Origin of the sequence: Mesorhizobium sp. B2-3-12 (genome assembly GCF_006442205.1) — a bacterium.
Taxonomy (GTDB): domain Bacteria; phylum Pseudomonadota; class Alphaproteobacteria; order Rhizobiales; family Rhizobiaceae; genus Mesorhizobium.
In genome coordinates, this window is sequence record NZ_VFVR01000003.1 from 159,639 (window position 1) to 174,404 (window position 14,766).

17 protein-coding genes and 1 tRNA gene are annotated in these 14,766 nt (G+C 63.3%); 9 read left to right on the forward strand and 9 right to left on the reverse strand.

Annotated elements, in window-relative coordinates; all coding sequences use genetic code 11:
* Positions 1 to 8: 8 nt before the first annotated feature.
* The 4 genes from cdd to FJ948_RS11080 are packed head-to-tail and all read right to left on the reverse strand — an operon-like array spanning position 9 to position 4,092.
* Positions 9 to 401: a cytidine deaminase gene (gene cdd, locus FJ948_RS11065; RefSeq protein WP_140704246.1), complete on the reverse strand. Its 393-nt coding sequence runs from the start codon at positions 399 to 401 to the stop codon at positions 9 to 11.
* 52 nt (positions 402 to 453) lie between these two features.
* Entirely contained in the window at positions 454 to 1,425 is a 972-nt protein-coding gene (locus FJ948_RS11070; protein WP_140704248.1) for an ABC transporter permease, read from the reverse strand.
* Between the two features lies 1 nt (position 1,426).
* The gene (locus FJ948_RS11075; RefSeq protein WP_140704249.1) at positions 1,427 to 2,566 is read right to left on the reverse strand and encodes an ABC transporter permease; all 1,140 of its coding nucleotides are present in this window, start codon (positions 2,564 to 2,566) and stop codon (positions 1,427 to 1,429) included.
* Positions 2,563 to 4,092, reverse strand: a complete 1,530-nt coding sequence (locus tag FJ948_RS11080) for an ABC transporter ATP-binding protein (RefSeq protein ID WP_140705017.1) — start codon at positions 4,090 to 4,092, stop codon at positions 2,563 to 2,565. Before FJ948_RS11080 ends, FJ948_RS11075 begins: the two co-directional genes overlap by 4 nt.
* A 233-nt stretch (positions 4,093 to 4,325) precedes the next feature.
* Here FJ948_RS11080 and FJ948_RS11085 point away from each other — a divergent pair, with 233 nt between their 5' ends.
* Together FJ948_RS11085 and FJ948_RS11090 are read left to right on the forward strand one after the other, a co-directional pair.
* Positions 4,326 to 4,532 carry a SlyX family protein gene (locus FJ948_RS11085; protein WP_181173652.1) on the forward strand — a complete coding sequence of 69 codons (207 nt, stop codon included), beginning with the start codon at positions 4,326 to 4,328 and terminating at the stop codon, positions 4,530 to 4,532.
* Positions 4,533 to 4,553: 21 nt separating this feature from the next.
* A complete protein-coding gene (locus FJ948_RS11090) occupies positions 4,554 to 4,952 on the forward strand; it encodes a hypothetical protein (protein WP_140704251.1) in 399 nt (132 codons plus the stop codon).
* Here FJ948_RS11090 and FJ948_RS11095 read toward each other — a convergent pair.
* The 4 genes from FJ948_RS11095 to FJ948_RS11110 all read right to left on the reverse strand — a co-directional run bounded on the left by FJ948_RS11095 (position 4,931) and on the right by FJ948_RS11110 (position 7,825).
* The gene (locus tag FJ948_RS11095; protein WP_246677502.1) at positions 4,931 to 5,488 is read right to left on the reverse strand and encodes a GNAT family N-acetyltransferase; all 558 of its coding nucleotides are present in this window, start codon (positions 5,486 to 5,488) and stop codon (positions 4,931 to 4,933) included. The genes FJ948_RS11090 and FJ948_RS11095 overlap by 22 nt on opposite strands.
* A 19-nt stretch (positions 5,489 to 5,507) precedes the next feature.
* Entirely contained in the window at positions 5,508 to 6,497 is a 990-nt protein-coding gene (locus FJ948_RS11100; protein ID WP_140704252.1) for a BMP family ABC transporter substrate-binding protein, read from the reverse strand.
* A gap of 251 nt (positions 6,498 to 6,748) precedes the next feature.
* Entirely contained in the window at positions 6,749 to 7,072 is a 324-nt protein-coding gene (locus tag FJ948_RS11105; RefSeq protein WP_140704253.1) for a hypothetical protein, read from the reverse strand.
* 132 nt (positions 7,073 to 7,204) lie between these two features.
* On the reverse strand, positions 7,205 to 7,825 hold the full coding sequence (locus FJ948_RS11110) for a DUF2569 family protein (protein WP_224542070.1): 621 nt from the start codon (positions 7,823 to 7,825) through the stop codon (positions 7,205 to 7,207).
* A 467-nt stretch (positions 7,826 to 8,292) separates the two neighbouring features.
* Between FJ948_RS11110 and FJ948_RS11115 the strand changes: the two genes are divergently transcribed.
* Positions 8,293 to 8,382, forward strand: a tRNA-Ser gene (locus FJ948_RS11115).
* Positions 8,383 to 8,677: 295 nt separating this feature from the next.
* Complete coding sequence (locus tag FJ948_RS11120) at positions 8,678 to 8,980, forward strand: DUF982 domain-containing protein (RefSeq protein ID WP_140704254.1); 303 nt, start codon at positions 8,678 to 8,680, stop codon at positions 8,978 to 8,980.
* Between the two features lie 112 nt (positions 8,981 to 9,092).
* Here the strand turns inward: FJ948_RS11120 and FJ948_RS11125 are convergent, their stop codons facing one another.
* A complete protein-coding gene (locus tag FJ948_RS11125; RefSeq protein ID WP_140704255.1) occupies positions 9,093 to 9,329 on the reverse strand; it encodes a hypothetical protein in 237 nt (78 codons plus the stop codon).
* 212 nt (positions 9,330 to 9,541) lie between these two features.
* On the opposite strand from FJ948_RS11125, the gene FJ948_RS11130 reads away from it, so the two are divergent.
* The 5 genes from FJ948_RS11130 (at position 9,542) to kdpB (ending at position 14,758) form a co-directional block, all read left to right on the forward strand.
* A complete protein-coding gene (locus tag FJ948_RS11130) occupies positions 9,542 to 10,261 on the forward strand; it encodes a Crp/Fnr family transcriptional regulator (RefSeq protein ID WP_140704256.1) in 720 nt (239 codons plus the stop codon).
* Between the two features lie 369 nt (positions 10,262 to 10,630).
* On the forward strand, positions 10,631 to 10,720 hold the full coding sequence (gene kdpF, locus FJ948_RS11135; protein WP_140704257.1) for a K(+)-transporting ATPase subunit F: 90 nt from the start codon (positions 10,631 to 10,633) through the stop codon (positions 10,718 to 10,720).
* A 21-nt stretch (positions 10,721 to 10,741) separates the two neighbouring features.
* Positions 10,742 to 12,445 carry a potassium-transporting ATPase subunit KdpA gene (kdpA, locus tag FJ948_RS11140; protein ID WP_140704258.1) on the forward strand — a complete coding sequence of 568 codons (1,704 nt, stop codon included), beginning with the start codon at positions 10,742 to 10,744 and terminating at the stop codon, positions 12,443 to 12,445.
* On the forward strand, positions 12,429 to 12,668 hold the full coding sequence (locus FJ948_RS11145) for a hypothetical protein (protein ID WP_246677503.1): 240 nt from the start codon (positions 12,429 to 12,431) through the stop codon (positions 12,666 to 12,668). Before kdpA ends, FJ948_RS11145 begins: the two co-directional genes overlap by 17 nt.
* Positions 12,665 to 14,758, forward strand: a complete 2,094-nt coding sequence (gene kdpB, locus FJ948_RS11150; protein ID WP_140704259.1) for a potassium-transporting ATPase subunit KdpB — start codon at positions 12,665 to 12,667, stop codon at positions 14,756 to 14,758. The genes FJ948_RS11145 and kdpB overlap by 4 nt, the downstream gene beginning before the upstream one ends.
* The last annotated feature ends 8 nt before the right edge of the window (positions 14,759 to 14,766 follow it).

The following is a 14,766-nucleotide window of genomic DNA, read 5'->3' on the forward strand; positions in this document are numbered from 1 at the left end:
CGAGCTTTTCATTTCAGGATGTCGCCCCGGAAGCCGTAGGGCAGCATGTCGCCCATGGTCACGGTTTCGGCCACGCCTGAGGCGTCACAGAGATAGAGCTTCGTTTCCGGGCGGCAGAACTCGGCCAGCCGCTGGCGGCAGCCGCCGCAAGGCGAGCATTTGGCCATGCGTTCGGCAAGGACGGCGATTTCGACGATCTTGCCGCCGCCGCCCATGATGTAGTGGCCAAGCGCGGTGGTCTCGGCGCACCAGCCCTCCGGATAGGAGGCGACCTCGATGTTGGCGCCGGTGAAGATGCGTCCGTCCTCGGTGCGCAAGGCAGCGCCCACCGGGAACTTGGAATAGGGGGCATAGGCCTTGGCCATTGCGGCCTTGGCCGCTTCGAACAGATCATGCGACATTCAGTTGTTCTCTCCGATGATCGTGTCCAAAACCCGGCCTGTCGCGTGTTGCCTAGCGTTCCTTGACGTAGGGCACGCCGCCGGCGCGTGGCGGGATGGCCTTGCCGATGAAGCCGGCGAGCAGGATGACGGTGAGGATATAGGGCAGCGCCTGCATGAACTGCACCGATACCTTGCCTACAATTGGCAGCGGTGTCCCCTGCAGGCGGATCGAGGCAGCGTCGAGGAAGCCGAACAAAAGGCAGGCGAACATGGCGTTGACCGGCTTCCATTTGGCGAAGATCAGCGCGGCCAGCGCGATATAGCCCTTGCCTGCCGTCATGTCCTTCACGAAGCCGCCATTCTGCACCATCGACAGATAGGCCCCGGCGACGCCGGTCAGGATGCCGGTGCACATCAGCGCGCGATAGCGCAGCCAGGCGACCGAGATGCCGGCGGTGTCGACCGCGGCCGGATTCTCGCCGACCGCGCGCAGCCTGAGGCCGAAGCGGGTGCGATAGAGCACCCACCAGGTGAACGGCACCATCGCAAAGGCGAAATAGACGAGGATGGAATGGCCCGAGATCAGTTCGGCATAGATCGGCCCGATGATCGGCACTTGCCTGGCCGCGTCTGCGCCGGGCCAGATGATCGCCTCGAAGCGCTCGCCCGGCTGGAGCGCCGGCGTGCGGCCGCCCTGCTGGAACCAGGCCTGGCCAAGGATGATGGTCGACCCGGCGGCGACGAAGTTGATCGCCACGCCCGAGACGATCTGGTTGCCGCGATGGGTGATCGAGGCAAAGCCGTGCACCATGGCGAACGCGACCGAGATCAGGATCGCCATGCCGAGACCGATAAACGCCGAATGGAACACGGAAGCCGCGGCAGCCCCCGCGAAGGCGCCGACCAGCATCTTGCCTTCGAGGCCGATGTCGAAAATGCCGGCCCGCTCCGAATAGAGGCCGGCGAGGCAGGCAAGCAGCAGCGGCACGGACAGGCGGATGGTCGAGTCCAGCACCTGGATGATGGCGTTGAAGATATCCATCTCAGGCACCCTTCCCCTTGACCGCTTCCATGCCGACCGATCTCGGACTGAACGAGGCGAACAGCGCCTGGATATAGGGCCTGAACATGTGCTCCAGCGCGCCGGCGAAGAGGATGACCAGGCCTTGAATGATGACGATCATGTCGCGGCTGATCGCCGGCATCTCGAAAGCGAGTTCGGCGCCACCCTGGTAGAGCATGCCGAACAGGATCGCGGCCAGCACGATGCCGACCGGATGCAGCCGGCCCATCAGCGCCACGGCGATGCCGACGAAGCCGGCGCCGGACACGAAGTCGATCGCGACATTGTGCTGGTCGCCCATCACCGGGTTGAGCGCCATCATGCCGGCCAGCGCGCCCGAGATCATCATCGCGGTGATGATGATGCGGGTTTCAGAAATGCCGGCATAGCGGGCCGCCTTCGGGCTGTGGCCATAGGTGCGCATTTCGTAGCCGAGCCTGGTGCGCCAGATCAGCAGCCAGACCAGGAAGGCCATCGCCAGCGCCAGCAGGAAGCAGATGTTGAGTGGCGCCGAGCGGATCTTGGCGCCGAACAGTTCGATGATCCAGTTGAGCTTGGGCAGTTCGGCGCCGGCGAGGAAGTTGCGCGTCTGCGGCGCCTGCGACCCCGCCGGTTTCAGCGGACCGACCAGCAGGTAGACCATGATCGAGGCGGCGATGAAGTTGAACATGATCGTCGTGATGACGATGTGCGAGCCGCGCTTGGCCTGCAGATAGGCGGGGATCAGCGCCCACAATGCGCCGACGAGCGCCGAGGCCACGATGGCCAGTGGAAAGGTCAGCCACCAGGGCAGTGTGCTGTCGAAGGAAAGACAGACGATGGCGATGCCGAGGCCGGCGATGTAGGCCTGGCCCTCGGTGCCGATGTTGAACAGGCCGCAATGCGCTGCCACCGCCACCGAAAGCCCGGTGAAGATGAAGGTGGTGGCATAGAAGAGGGTGAAGGCGATACCTGTTCCCTTGCCGAAGGCGCCCTCGACCAGGATGACGGCGGCACGGAATGGGTTCTCGCCGACCAGAAGCACGACGAAGCCGGCGACGATGAAGGCCACCGACAGATTGATCAGCGGGATCAGCCCATAGTCGGCCCAGGCCGGCAATTTGGCATAAGGCGTGCTCATGCGGCAGCCTCCTGCTCGACACCCGCCATCAGCAGGCCAAGCTCACCCTCTGTCGCCTCCGGGCCGCGCTCGCCGACGATACGGCCGGCGAACATCACCAGGATGCGGTCGGACAACGAGCGGATCTCATCGAGCTCGACCGAGACGACCAGCACGGCCTTGCCCTGGTCGCGCATGGCAATCAGGCGCTTGTGGATAAATTCGATGGCGCCGACGTCGACGCCGCGCGTCGGCTGGCCGACGATGAGAACGCCGGGGTCCTGTTCGATTTCCCGCGCGAGCACGATCTTCTGCTGGTTGCCGCCGGAGAAGTTGGCGGTCTTCAGGCGCGGATTGCCGGGACGGATGTCGTATTTCTCGATCTTGTCCCTGGCATCGGCCATGATGGCGTCGACGTTGAGGAATGGCCCTTTGAGATAGCGGGGGTCGTCGTGGTAGCCGAGGATGGAATTCTCGTTCTCCTCGAAGGCCAGCACCAGCCCGACATGATGGCGGTCTTCCGGCACGTGGGCCAGGCCGCGGTCGCGCAGTTCGCCGGGATCGGCCTTGCCGGTCAGATCGATCGGTTTGCCGTCGAGCATCACGGACCCGGAAACGGCATGCCTGATGCCGGAAATCGCCTCGAGCAGCTCGGATTGCCCGTTGCCGGCGACGCCGGCGATGCCGACGATCTCACCGGCCCTGATATCGAAGGAGATGTCGTCGACCATGGTGACGCCGCGCGAATCCCTGACCGTCAGGTTCTTGACCGCGAGCTTGACGCCGCCGGCCTCCGCCTCGCCCTTTTCGACCCTGAGCAGGACGCGGCGCCCGACCATCAGTTCGGCCAATTCCTCGACGGTGGTCTTGGCTGTCTCCCGGGTCGCCACCATCGTGCCCTGGCGCATGACCGACACGGTGTCGGTGATGGCCATGATCTCGCGCAGCTTGTGGGTGATCAGCACCACCGTCTTTCCTTGGTCCTTCAATTGCCTGAGGATGCGGAACAGGTGGTCGGCCTCGGCCGGCGTCAAGACGCCGGTCGGCTCGTCGAGGATCAGGATTTCGGCGCCGCGATAGAGCGCCTTCAGGATTTCGACACGCTGCTGCAGGCCGACCGGCAACTCCTCGATGATCGCGTCTGGCTCGACTTCCAGGCCGTATTCGCGTTCCAGCCGGTCAAGCTCGGAGCGCGCCTTGGCAATGCTGCGCTTCAGCAGCGCGTCGCTCTCAGCGCCGAGGATGATGTTTTCCAGCACCGTGAAATTGTCGACCAGCATGAAATGCTGGTGCACCATGCCGATGCCGAGCGCGATCGCGTCGTTGGGCGTCTTGATCGATGCCGGCTTGCCGCCAACCCGGATCTCGCCGCTGTCGGCCTGGTAGAAGCCGTAAAGGATCGACATCAGCGTCGACTTGCCGGCGCCGTTCTCGCCGACGATGCCGTGGATGGTGCCGCGCGCGATCTCCAGGTTGATATCGCGGTTGGCGCGCACGGCGCCGAAACTCTTGTTGATGCCGATCAGTTCGATTGCGGCCGGTTCGATCGTGGCTTGCGCCATGCAGCCTGTCCCACTCTTATTTTTTTATCGCTTGGTCAAAATGCCTAGCATGACGCTCCGCCCATGCCAATTGGCCGGGGCAGCATCCACTCTCGACAAATCCCGGTGTGCTTGTCAATTTGCAACGTGGCTCGGGCTCGCACATTCGCTAATATGGCGAGGTCGAAATTCGCATCGCGATGCAAGGCATTGTGATGCAAGATCAGGGATTGCGAATGATCATGCCCGCCGACCGGCTGACGACGCTGGAAATCCGCGCCGCCGAGCAGGAGAAGACAATCGAGGAACTGTCGGGCCAGATCGCCGAACAGTGGACGGTGATCGAACGCATGCAGCGCAAGCTCGATGCGTTGACCGAGCGCTTCCTGGCATTGGAGGAGCAGGCGGCGCCGGATGTGCCGGTGACCAAGCCGCCGCACTGGTGAGGAAAAGGGGAGGGTCCTGGCATGGCCGGTGAAAGCGACCGCATCGCAAGGGCCGGCGATTATGTGCTCGGCCTGATGAGCGATGCCGAGCGCCAACGGGCCGAGCGCGATCTCGAGATCGACCCCGCCTTCCGCGACGCGGTGGTGCAACTCGCCGAACGCATGCATGTCTTCGATCGTGCCGAAAAACCAGCCGGCGCCAGTCATTGGGCGCTGGTCACGCAACGCCTCGCCGAATTGCCGCAGATGCGCAACGCCGGCCTGGGCGGCATCGAGGCCAAGTCGCCGACAGTGATCCGGGGCCTTTCCCGACGACCATACGGCATTGGCGTGCACGCGCTTGGCGGCCGGCGTGGACTTGTCGTTGCCATCGGGCTGATAGCGGCCTTCGCGCTGGGTTATCTCTTGGGGAAACTTTGAGCCAGCCGGCGCGACATCAGCATCATCGGTTCGCCGTCCTGCTCGCAAACCTCGACGGCTTCCCATCCGAGCGCTTTGTAGAACGTACGCGCTTCCCATGTGTAGAGGTAGAGAATCTCGACGCCGGCTGATGCCGCATGCGCTTCGATCGCCCTGACCAGCGCGGTGCCGGTTCCCTTGCCTCGATGGCCGGCATCTACGACAAGTCCGGCCAGCCACGGTGTCAGATCATGCGCCGGTTCCAGTTCATGGCGAACCAGCAGGCAGGTGCCGACGGGCACATCGTTCACGCGGGCGACCAGAGCCGTTTCAAGGCCGTCGCTGGTCAGCAGGTTGCGGAGCCCTGCCGCATCCTCTTCCAGCGTCCTTCCCGTGCCCTCGAAGAAGGCGGCAATCCGCAGTCGCGCGACGACTTCGATGTCATGCCCGCGCATGGGGTCGATCGTTGACTGCATTCCTCGCTCCATGCCATTTGCAAGCTTCGTTCGATTGCCAAAGCAAAACCGCCAGGCTTGCGCCCGGCGGTTGCGGATCATGGCTGTATGTCGCCGCCGATCAGTATGGGCAGGCGTTGTCGGCCGTGTAGTCGTGCACCTGTATCTTGCCGGAGATGATGTCGGCCTTGGCCTTTTCGACGGCGGCCTTCATCTCGTCGGTCACCAGCGCTTTGTTGTTGTCGTCCATGGCGTAGTCGACGCCGCCTTCCTTGAGGCCGAGGTTCTCGACGCCACCCTTGAAGGTGCCGTTCTTGCCATCCATGAACGTGGTGTAGACGGCAACGTCGACGCGCTTCATCATCGAGGTCAGCACCTTGCCGGGCTGCAGGCCGTTTTGGTTGGAATCGACGCCGATACCGAGCTTGCCGGCATCAGCCGCCGCCTGCAGCACGCCGACGCCGGTGCCGCCGGCCGCGGCGTAGACCACGTCGGAGCCCTGGTCGATCTGCGTCTTGGCGATCTCGCCGCCCTTAGCCGGGTCGTTCCAGGCAGCCGGCGTGTCGCCGGTCATGTTCTGGATCACGTCGGTCGCGCCGGCGGCCTTGGCGCCGCCGACATAGCCGCATTCGAACTTGCGGATCAGCGGGATGTCCATGCCGCCGATGAAGGAGACCTTCTTCGACTTCGAGGCCATGCCTGCCAGGATGCCGACGAGATAGGAGCCTTCATTTTCCTTGAAGACCAGCGAGCGGACATTGGGCATATCGACGGCATCGTCGATGATGGCGAAGTTGAGGTCGGGATAATCTTTCGCGACCGCTTTCAGCGCATCTTCCCAGGCAAAGCCCGCCATGACGATTGGGTTGCGGCCGTCCTCGGCGAAGCGGCGCAGAGCCTGCTCGCGCTGCGAGGCGTTGGACACTTCGAACTCGACATAAGGCGTGCCGGTCTCGGTCTTGAACTTCTCGGCGCCATGATAGGCAGCCTCGTTGAATGATTTGTCGAACTTGCCGCCCAGATCATAGAGGATGGCCGGCTGGACATCCGCGGCGAAAGCCGGAAGAACCATTGCGGTTGCGGCCAGGAGGCCGAGAACGATACGTTTCATGTGATCCACACCCTGTCGGTTATTTTTTCCGTTACGCACCGTCTGTCTGCCCGGTTCTCCGGCAGGCAAACGACGTTAGCCAGGAGTGTATTCCCCTCCCGCTTGCGGGCAATCTGGCACGGCCCGAAACAAAATTCACGTGGAATTTTGACCTTTTGGAAAAGCGTGCCACGGGCAAGCCACGCCGCGATCCGATCGTTGCGTGCAAGCCGTCGGGAGGTGGCTGAAACGGCGCGGGCGATATCGATGGATCAGTTAGCCGCGAACTGGCCCGTGCGTCGCTGCCGCCGGTAGCCGATGGCGTAAAGCAGGAAGGCCAGCACCGCGAAGACGGCAAAGCCCGGCTGATTGAGCACCCAGGCGATGGCGCCGTCCCACAGCAGCGGACCGGCCTTGGTACGGACATAGGTTTCGAAGGCCGCCCGCGTATCGGGCGAGACGGCAAGCCAACTGGCGTTGAGCGGGGTCAGCACAAGGGTCGAAGCCGCCACGGTGCGCGTCGTGTCGAGCACCGCCATGATGACGGAGACCGACAGCGCGACCATGGCCGCAAGACGAAAAATGAAGCGAAACATCGAGGCCCTCCCAAGGCCGATCCTGGACACTGACCAGGAGACCGCCGGCACTTGTCCCTAAACCAGAAATAGAATGCGTGCGGCTCGTCCGCAATCGCGATACGCGAATTTGAAAGACCGCGCCTTGTGAACCTATGCGACTGGCTTGCGCCCGCGGCGGTGAACCAGCCAGACGGCAAGAATGCCGCCGGCGATCGCACCGACCACCAGCCCGGCCAGTCCGATGAAGGCGGCGAAATAGCCGCAGCCGCCCTCGAAGCAACTGACCTCGGCGACATCGGCGATCACCGAGCCGGCCAGGAAGCCACCAACGGCCCCGATGACCGCGCCCAGGATGATGCCGAGCAAGGCGGCGACGATGGAAACGAAGACCGATGGCGCCTCGGTCCGCGGTCTGGAATAGACGTCCTCGGCGCCGGAACCGAGGCGCAGCAGATAGATGCAGAGCAGGCCGATGGCGATTTCGGCGCCGCCGATGAGCAGGCTCCTGGCGGAGAAGACGAAATCGGGTATTGCGAGCGCGTAGGCCTGCCTCGCCAGCACCCAGGCGATGGTCGCTGCCTGCCAGATGATGAACTGGCGCGGGAAGCGTGCCGAACGGCCAAAGGCAAGACCGAGCAGGTAAAGGCCCCACAGGATGGTTATGATGTCGACGGCGAGCCCGCCTAGGAGGAAATAGAAGATCCTGTCCGGCAGGCCGGAATTGCCGGTCAACCACCAGGCCGAGGCCAGGCCATAGACGGACCACGCCATGACGAAGATGAGCCAGCCCACAGGGACATAAGACAGGTCGCTGCCTGGGCGCCCGACTGGTGCCTGCCCACTGCCCGGTTGTTCACTGCTTGATGTCACGTCGCGACAATGCCCCCCGCAAAGCCTCCGTCACTCGACAGGTGGCCAGCGGCGAAGTCAAGCGCGGCCGGCCTGACGGCCCTGGCTGTGCACATCATTCGGCGACGGCGGCCCAAAACGGGTGCGGCTGCGGCCTGGTCGAACAGTGTGTGGCCGGCAAAGCGAATAGACTGTCGTTATGGCTTGGCATTCGGCGCGGGATCGACTAGATGAGCCCCGCGCCTGTTGCTTTGACGGCTCCGGCGCAAGGGAAGGTGTTTGCTGGTTGGCGGCACCCACGGCGCTGATATCGCGTGCCGGCTCCCTGAAGGGACCGCATTGTCCCCAACCCGCGCGGCGAAACCGGCCATCGCGAACAATGCAAGGACGGAGAGGTGGCCGAGTGGTTGAAGGCGCACGCCTGGAAAGTGTGTTTACGGGAGACCGTAACGCGGGTTCGAATCCCGCTCTCTCCGCCATCCTGCCTCGCTCTTCGAGCTTCGCAGGATTTGCGCGATCCTTTGGACGAAGCAGGATGTCCTCCAAAGCTTTAGCTCAGCAGGGCGAATTCGAAGCGTCTTCCTTTCAGTAAATCATTCCGGTTGACCGCTATACACGGGACAGCATCCTCCGCTCCGGAGTTCACTCGTGCGTTCCGCAAAGTGTCCGGCTTGCTCGGGAACCTCTCGCCGCTCCGCGCGTTTCCCGGCGTCTCATCAGCAGATCCCGCCAGGATATCTCTCCGAGCACTGCGACCAATCAGGAGCCCATTTCATGCATGACAAGCTGTTTCATTCGCCCGTCGCGTTGACCGTCGGCCTTGGCTTCAAGCGCGAAATCGCCTCGCTGGCCGAAATGCACGATTTCCTGACGAACTGGACGACCTCCCGGCGTGGTCCGCTTTACCGCAATGCCGTCGAGGCCTGCGGCCTGGCGCTGGAAGGTTGCATCACCAGGGACGAGGCACGCCATGCGCTCGTTGAATTCGCGCAAGCCACCGGCATTCTCTGGCCCGAGATCGAACCCGTCATCGTGGCGCGCGCCGTCGCGCGCGGCTATGGCGGCTACGCCGCCTGATCGTTCGTGCCAATGATCGTGGCGGCCAGTTCGTACGGCCACCACCGAAAGCCCGGCTTGACCCTCCAAGCCGGGTTTTCGATTTCTTGCAGCGGGTTCGCGCGGACAGCGGTCAATCACACCAGCCGGACGAGATGACGAGCGATGCCTCGAAGATATGGCGCCCATTCTCGTCCCGCACCTTCACGGTTATGGCCGTCCGGTCGTTCTCGATCATCTCGTCGCGAATGATGTCGGGCAGGATCAGGATTGCCTCGCGCCGCAGACGCTCACGCGAGTCGAAGACCTGACCGTGGTCATCCACCGTCAGGCCATCACCATTGTAAAGGTCGAGAAAGTATCTGGGCATGATGCGGCCGAATCCCGATTTGCAAAAGAGACTTGATCGACAATTCGCGGGCTAAGCCGTTGTTCCATCAGAGATGATCTTCGCTGGCGAATAAGAGCCTTCTAACAAATGTTAATGCCCGTCAGCGTCCGAGGACCTAGTGCTTCGGCAGCCGCCCTTGCTTCGACAGAACAGCTGGCGATCGGCTCTGAGCCCTTTCGCTGGAGATAGCGGTGCTGGAATCCCTGTATCTGAATCTTGCCCAGCACGACGCCCTTTCCGACGCCGAAAAGGCGCTGCTGGCGGAAGCCATGACGTTCGAGCGGCATTTCGCGGTCGGCCAGGATATCGTCGCCTCGGGCGCGCGGCCGACCCATTCGACCCTGATCCTCGACGGCCTGGCGGCGCGCTACAAAGTGCTGGAGAATGGCGGCCGGCAGTTCACCTCCCTGCAGGTGCCCGGCGATTTCGTCGATCTGCACGCGTTCCTGCTGAAGACCATGGATCACGGCATCGTTGCCATGTCGCCCTGCCATGTCATGTTCGCCGATCACAGCCGGCTTCGCGCGATCACCGAGGAAGCGCCGCATCTGACGCGGCTGCTGTGGCTGGACACGCTGGTCGACGGCGCCATCCATCGCGAATGGATCGTGGCGATGGGCCGCCGCTCCAAGACATCGCACCTTGCCCATCTTCTCTGTGAGCTTTTCGTGCGGCTGCAAGTGGTGCAACGCACCAACGGCATGAGTTTCCATCTGCCGCTCTCGCAAGCCGAACTGGCCGATGTGCTTGGTCTTTCCGTGGTGCACATGAACCGCGTCATCGGTGCCTTGCGCAAAATCGGCGTCGTCAATTGGGCAAACCACACGGTGACCATCCTGGACTGGCACAGGCTCCAGGAAATCGCCGAGTTCGATCCGACCTATCTCAGCCTGACGCGGGAGCCGCGCTAGCGTAAGTTCAGCAAGGCCGCAAGGCGGTTGGGCGTCCAGACCGACAATGGCGTCGAGAGTCGTTCTTCGACGCTGAGTGGCGTCCGGAAATCTTTATAGAATTCCTATTTCTTTGCGCCTCGCCCCGTCTCGAAACTTTATGGCGATCGGGTCCATATCCACACAACCAAGTTTTTGACGTCACGTCGATGAACATGCGACGGGCGTTTTCACGGTATTGCGCGCCTTTCCAGGAAAGGCACGAAGTACAAGGCACAAAGGAACGGGCAAGATGGACATTATCGTTCTCGGCATAGGGGTTTTGTTTTTTGCTTTGTCCCTCGCCTACGTCAAAGTCTGCGACAAAATTTAAGCGGAAGGGTCGAAACCATGCTCGTCGACTACATGCTCGGTGGAGGCGTGACCTTGTTCCTGCTCGCTTACCTCACCTACGCCCTCATTCGCCCTGAACGTTTCTGACCAGCGCACGGAAAGCCCGTCATGACCATTAACGGATGGATTCAGATCCTCGTCTATTGCGGGATCATCGTTTTGCTGGTGAAGCCGCTCGGCGGCTACATGCACCGCGTCTTCAATGGCGATCACACGCTGCTTTCACCGATCTTCGGTCCGCTCGAGCGGGAGCTCTACCGAATTTGCGGAACCAGCGACCGGGAAGAACAACACTGGGCCACCTATGCGGTGGCCATGCTGCTCTTCAACCTGGCGGGCTTCCTGGTGCTCTACTTCCTGCAGCGCCTGCAGGGCAGCCTGCCCTACAATCCGGCAGGGATGAGCGCGATCGATCCGGCGCTCGCCTTCAACACCGCCGCCAGCTTCATCACCAACACCAACTGGCAGAATTACGGTGGTGAAAGCACGATGTCCTACCTCGTGCAGATGGCCGGGCTGACGGTCCAGAATTTCGTTTCCGCGGCCACCGGCATCGCCATCGCGATCGCGCTGATCCGCGGCTTTGCTCGCGCTTCCGGAAAATCGATCGGCAATTTCTGGGTCGACCTGACCCGCTGCACGCTCTACGTGCTGCTGCCGCTCTGCATCGTGCTCACGCTGGTCTATGTCTGGCTCGGCATGCCGCAGACGCTTGGGCCCTACATCGACGCCACAACGCTCGAGGGCGCCAAGCAGACCATCGCTCTCGGCCCGGTCGCCTCGCAGGTGGCCATCAAGATGCTGGGCACCAATGGCGGCGGTTTCTTCAATGCCAATGCCACGCATCCCTTCGAGAATCCCGATGCCATCTCCAACCTGATCCAGATGGTGACGATCTTCGCGCTGGGTGCCGCGCTGACCAATGTCTTCGGCCGCATGGTCGGCAACCAGCGCCAGGGCTGGGCAATCCTAGCCTCGATGGGCGTGCTGTTCATCGTTGGCGTCGCCGTCTGCTACTGGGCGGAAGCCGCGGGCAATCCGCTGGTCCATGCGCTGGGCATCGACGGCGGCAACATGGAAGGCAAGGAGAGCCGTTTCGGCATCGCCCTCTCGGCGCTGTTCGCGGTCATCACCACGGCCGCCTCCTGCGGCGCGGTCAACGCCATGCATGACTCATTCACCGCGCTCGGCGGCATGATCCCGCTCATCAACATGCAACTCGGCGAGGTCATCGTCGGCGGTGTCGGCGCCGGGTTCTACGGCATGCTGATGTTCATCCTGATCGCCGTCTTCGTCGCCGGCCTGATGGTCGGCCGCACGCCCGAATATCTGGGCAAGAAGATCGAGGCCAAGGAGGTCAAGATGGCGATGCTGGCCATCCTGTGCCTGCCGCTGGCGATGCTGGTCTTCACGGCCATCGCGGTGGTGCTGCCGAGCGCGGTGGCATCGATCGCCAATGGCGGGCCGCACGGCTTCTCCGAAATCCTCTATGCCTACACTTCGGCGGCGGCCAACAACGGCTCGGCCTTCGGCGGCCTCACCGGCAACACGCCCTGGTACAACATCACCATCGGCATCGGCATGTTGATGGGCCGCTTCCTGGTCATCATCCCGGCGCTCGCCATTGCCGGCGCGCTGGCGGCGAAGAAGACCGTGCCCGCCTCGGCCGGCACCTTCCCGACCGACGGTCCGCTGTTCGTCGGGCTGCTGGTCGGCGTCATCGTCATCGTCGGTGGCCTGACCTTCTTCCCGGCGCTCGCCGTCGGACCTGTTGTCGAGCACCTGGCGATGATCCATGGACAGACATTCTGAGGCCGACATGTCCTGGTTCAGCAACAAGCGCCGCAATGCCGGGCATCGGCCCGATCCGGAGAAGGAGGGGCTGCCGCCTCCTTTCCCGACCATGTCGACATTTCTCGGACTTGCCGGCGCCATGATCGCGCTTTGGCTGCTGGCCTACGGGCTTCCCCATCTGTTTTCGGCATCCGGTCACCCGGTGCCGCACACCAACACTGAAGCCGGAGCTTCAAAATGAGCCAGTTAAAATCAGCCAGCATCATGGATGCCCGCATCCTGTGGCCCGCCATTGGCGGCGCCTTCCGCAAACTCGATCCGCGCACGCTGGCCCGCAATCCGGTGATGTTCGTCGTCGCCGTCGTGTCGGCGCTGACATCGGTGCTGTTCGTCAAGGACCTCGTCACCGGGGGCGGCGACCTGCGCTTCACGCTGCAGATCATCATCTGGCTGTGGTTCACGGTGCTGTTTGCCAATTTCGCCGAGGCCGTCGCCGAAGGGCGCGGCAAGGCGCAGGCGGATTCGCTTCGCAAGGCGCGCACCGAGACCCAGGCCAAGCTCCTGGCCGGCGAGGATCGCACCAAATTCAAGCTGGTGCCTGGTACCAGCCTGAAGGTCGGTGACACCGTGCTGGTCGAGGCCGGCGACATCATCCCGTCCGACGGCGAGGTGGTGGAAGGCGTCGCCTCAGTCAACGAGGCGGCGATAACGGGCGAGTCCGCGCCGGTCATCCGCGAATCCGGCGGCGACCGCTCGGCGGTCACCGGCGGCACGCAGGTGCTGTCCGACTGGATCCGCGTGCGTATCACGGCGGCGTCCGGACACACGTTCCTCGACCGCATGATCTCGCTGGTCGAAGGCGCCGAGCGCCAGAAGACACCCAACGAGATCGCGCTCAACATCCTGCTCGTCGGCATGACGCTGATCTTCGTACTGGCCACCGCGACGATCCCGAGCTTTGCCTCCTATTCGGGCGGCTATATCTCGGTGACCGTGCTCGTCGCCCTGTTCGTGACGCTTATCCCGACCACGATCGGCGCGCTGCTGTCGGCCATCGGCATCGCCGGCATGGACCGCCTGGTGCGCTTCAACGTGCTGGCCATGTCGGGCCGCGCCGTCGAAGCCGCCGGCGATGTAGACACACTCCTCCTCGACAAGACCGGCACGATCACGCTCGGCAACCGCCAGGCGACGGAATTCCGCCCGGTCAAGGGCGTCACCGAGCAGGAACTGGCCGACGCGGCACAGCTTGCATCGCTCGCCGACGAGACGCCGGAAGGCCGCTCGATCGTGGTGCTGGCCAAGGAGAAATACGCCATCCGTGCCCGCGACATGGCGACATTGCACGCCACTTTCGTGCCTTTCACCGCACAGACCCGCATGAGCGGCGTCGACATAGACGGCTCCTCGGTGCGCAAAGGCGCGGTCGATTCGATCCTGACCTATGTCAGCCAGCCGACATCGGCCACGCACGGCACACGGCCGGGCAGCGATACCGTGCGCGAACTGCAGGCGATCGCCGACGAGGTCGCCAAGTCGGGCGGTACGCCGCTGGCGGTCGAGCGGGACGGGCGGCTGCTCGGCGTCGTCCACCTGAAGGACATCGTCAAAGGCGGTATCCGCGAGCGCTTCGCCGAATTGCGCAGCATGGGCATCCGCACGGTGATGATCACCGGCGACAATCCGATGACGGCGGCAGCCATCGCGGCGGAAGCCGGCGTCGACGACTTCCTCGCCCAGGCGACGCCCGAGGACAAGCTGAAGCTGATCCGCGACGAGCAGGCCAAGGGCAAGCTGGTCGCCATGTGCGGCGACGGCACCAATGATGCGCCGGCGCTCGCGCAGGCCGATGTCGGCGTGGCCATGAACACCGGCACGGTCGCCGCCCGCGAGGCCGGCAACATGGTCGACCTCGACAGCGATCCGACCAAGCTGATCGAGATCGTCGAAATCGGCAAGGCGCTGTTGATGACGCGCGGCTCGCTGACCACCTTCTCCATCGCCAATGACGTCGCCAAGTATTTTGCCATCATCCCGGCTATGTTCGCCGTCTTCTACGTCGCGCCTGGCCAGACCACCGGTCCGTTGCAGGCGCTCAACATCATGCATCTGGCGACACCGCAGAGCGCCATCCTGTCGGCCATCATCTTCAACGCGCTGATCATCATCGCGCTGATCCCGCTATCGCTGCGCGGCGTGAAGTATCGGGCGATCGGCGCCGGCGCGCTGCTCAGCCGCAACCTTCTCGTCTACGGCCTCGGCGGCATCATCGTGCCGTTCGTCGGCATCAAGATAATCGACATGGCCGTCACGGCCCTCGGCCTTGCATAAGGATCATT

Coding starts and splice junctions, on each gene's coding strand:
- FJ948_RS11105 (WP_140704253.1), bottom strand. CDS start 7,072: ATGTTTCGCTTCATTTTTCGTCTTGCGGCCATGGTCGCGCTGTCGGTC.
- kdpA (WP_140704258.1), top strand. CDS start 10,742: ATGACCATTAACGGATGGATTCAGATCCTCGTCTATTGCGGGATCATC.
- FJ948_RS11125 (WP_140704255.1), bottom strand. CDS start 9,329: ATGCCCAGATACTTTCTCGACCTTTACAATGGTGATGGCCTGACGGTG.
- FJ948_RS11145 (WP_246677503.1), top strand. CDS start 12,429: ATGGACAGACATTCTGAGGCCGACATGTCCTGGTTCAGCAACAAGCGC.
- FJ948_RS11110 (WP_224542070.1), bottom strand. CDS start 7,825: ATGGCGTGGTCCGTCTATGGCCTGGCCTCGGCCTGGTGGTTGACCGGC.
- kdpF (WP_140704257.1), top strand. CDS start 10,631: ATGCTCGTCGACTACATGCTCGGTGGAGGCGTGACCTTGTTCCTGCTC.
- FJ948_RS11075 (WP_140704249.1), bottom strand. CDS start 2,566: ATGAGCACGCCTTATGCCAAATTGCCGGCCTGGGCCGACTATGGGCTG.
- FJ948_RS11120 (WP_140704254.1), top strand. CDS start 8,678: ATGCATGACAAGCTGTTTCATTCGCCCGTCGCGTTGACCGTCGGCCTT.
- kdpB (WP_140704259.1), top strand. CDS start 12,665: ATGAGCCAGTTAAAATCAGCCAGCATCATGGATGCCCGCATCCTGTGG.
- FJ948_RS11100 (WP_140704252.1), bottom strand. CDS start 6,497: ATGAAACGTATCGTTCTCGGCCTCCTGGCCGCAACCGCAATGGTTCTT.
- FJ948_RS11070 (WP_140704248.1), bottom strand. CDS start 1,425: ATGGATATCTTCAACGCCATCATCCAGGTGCTGGACTCGACCATCCGC.
- cdd (WP_140704246.1), bottom strand. CDS start 401: ATGTCGCATGATCTGTTCGAAGCGGCCAAGGCCGCAATGGCCAAGGCC.
- FJ948_RS11090 (WP_140704251.1), top strand. CDS start 4,554: ATGGCCGGTGAAAGCGACCGCATCGCAAGGGCCGGCGATTATGTGCTC.
- FJ948_RS11095 (WP_246677502.1), bottom strand. CDS start 5,488: ATGATCCGCAACCGCCGGGCGCAAGCCTGGCGGTTTTGCTTTGGCAAT.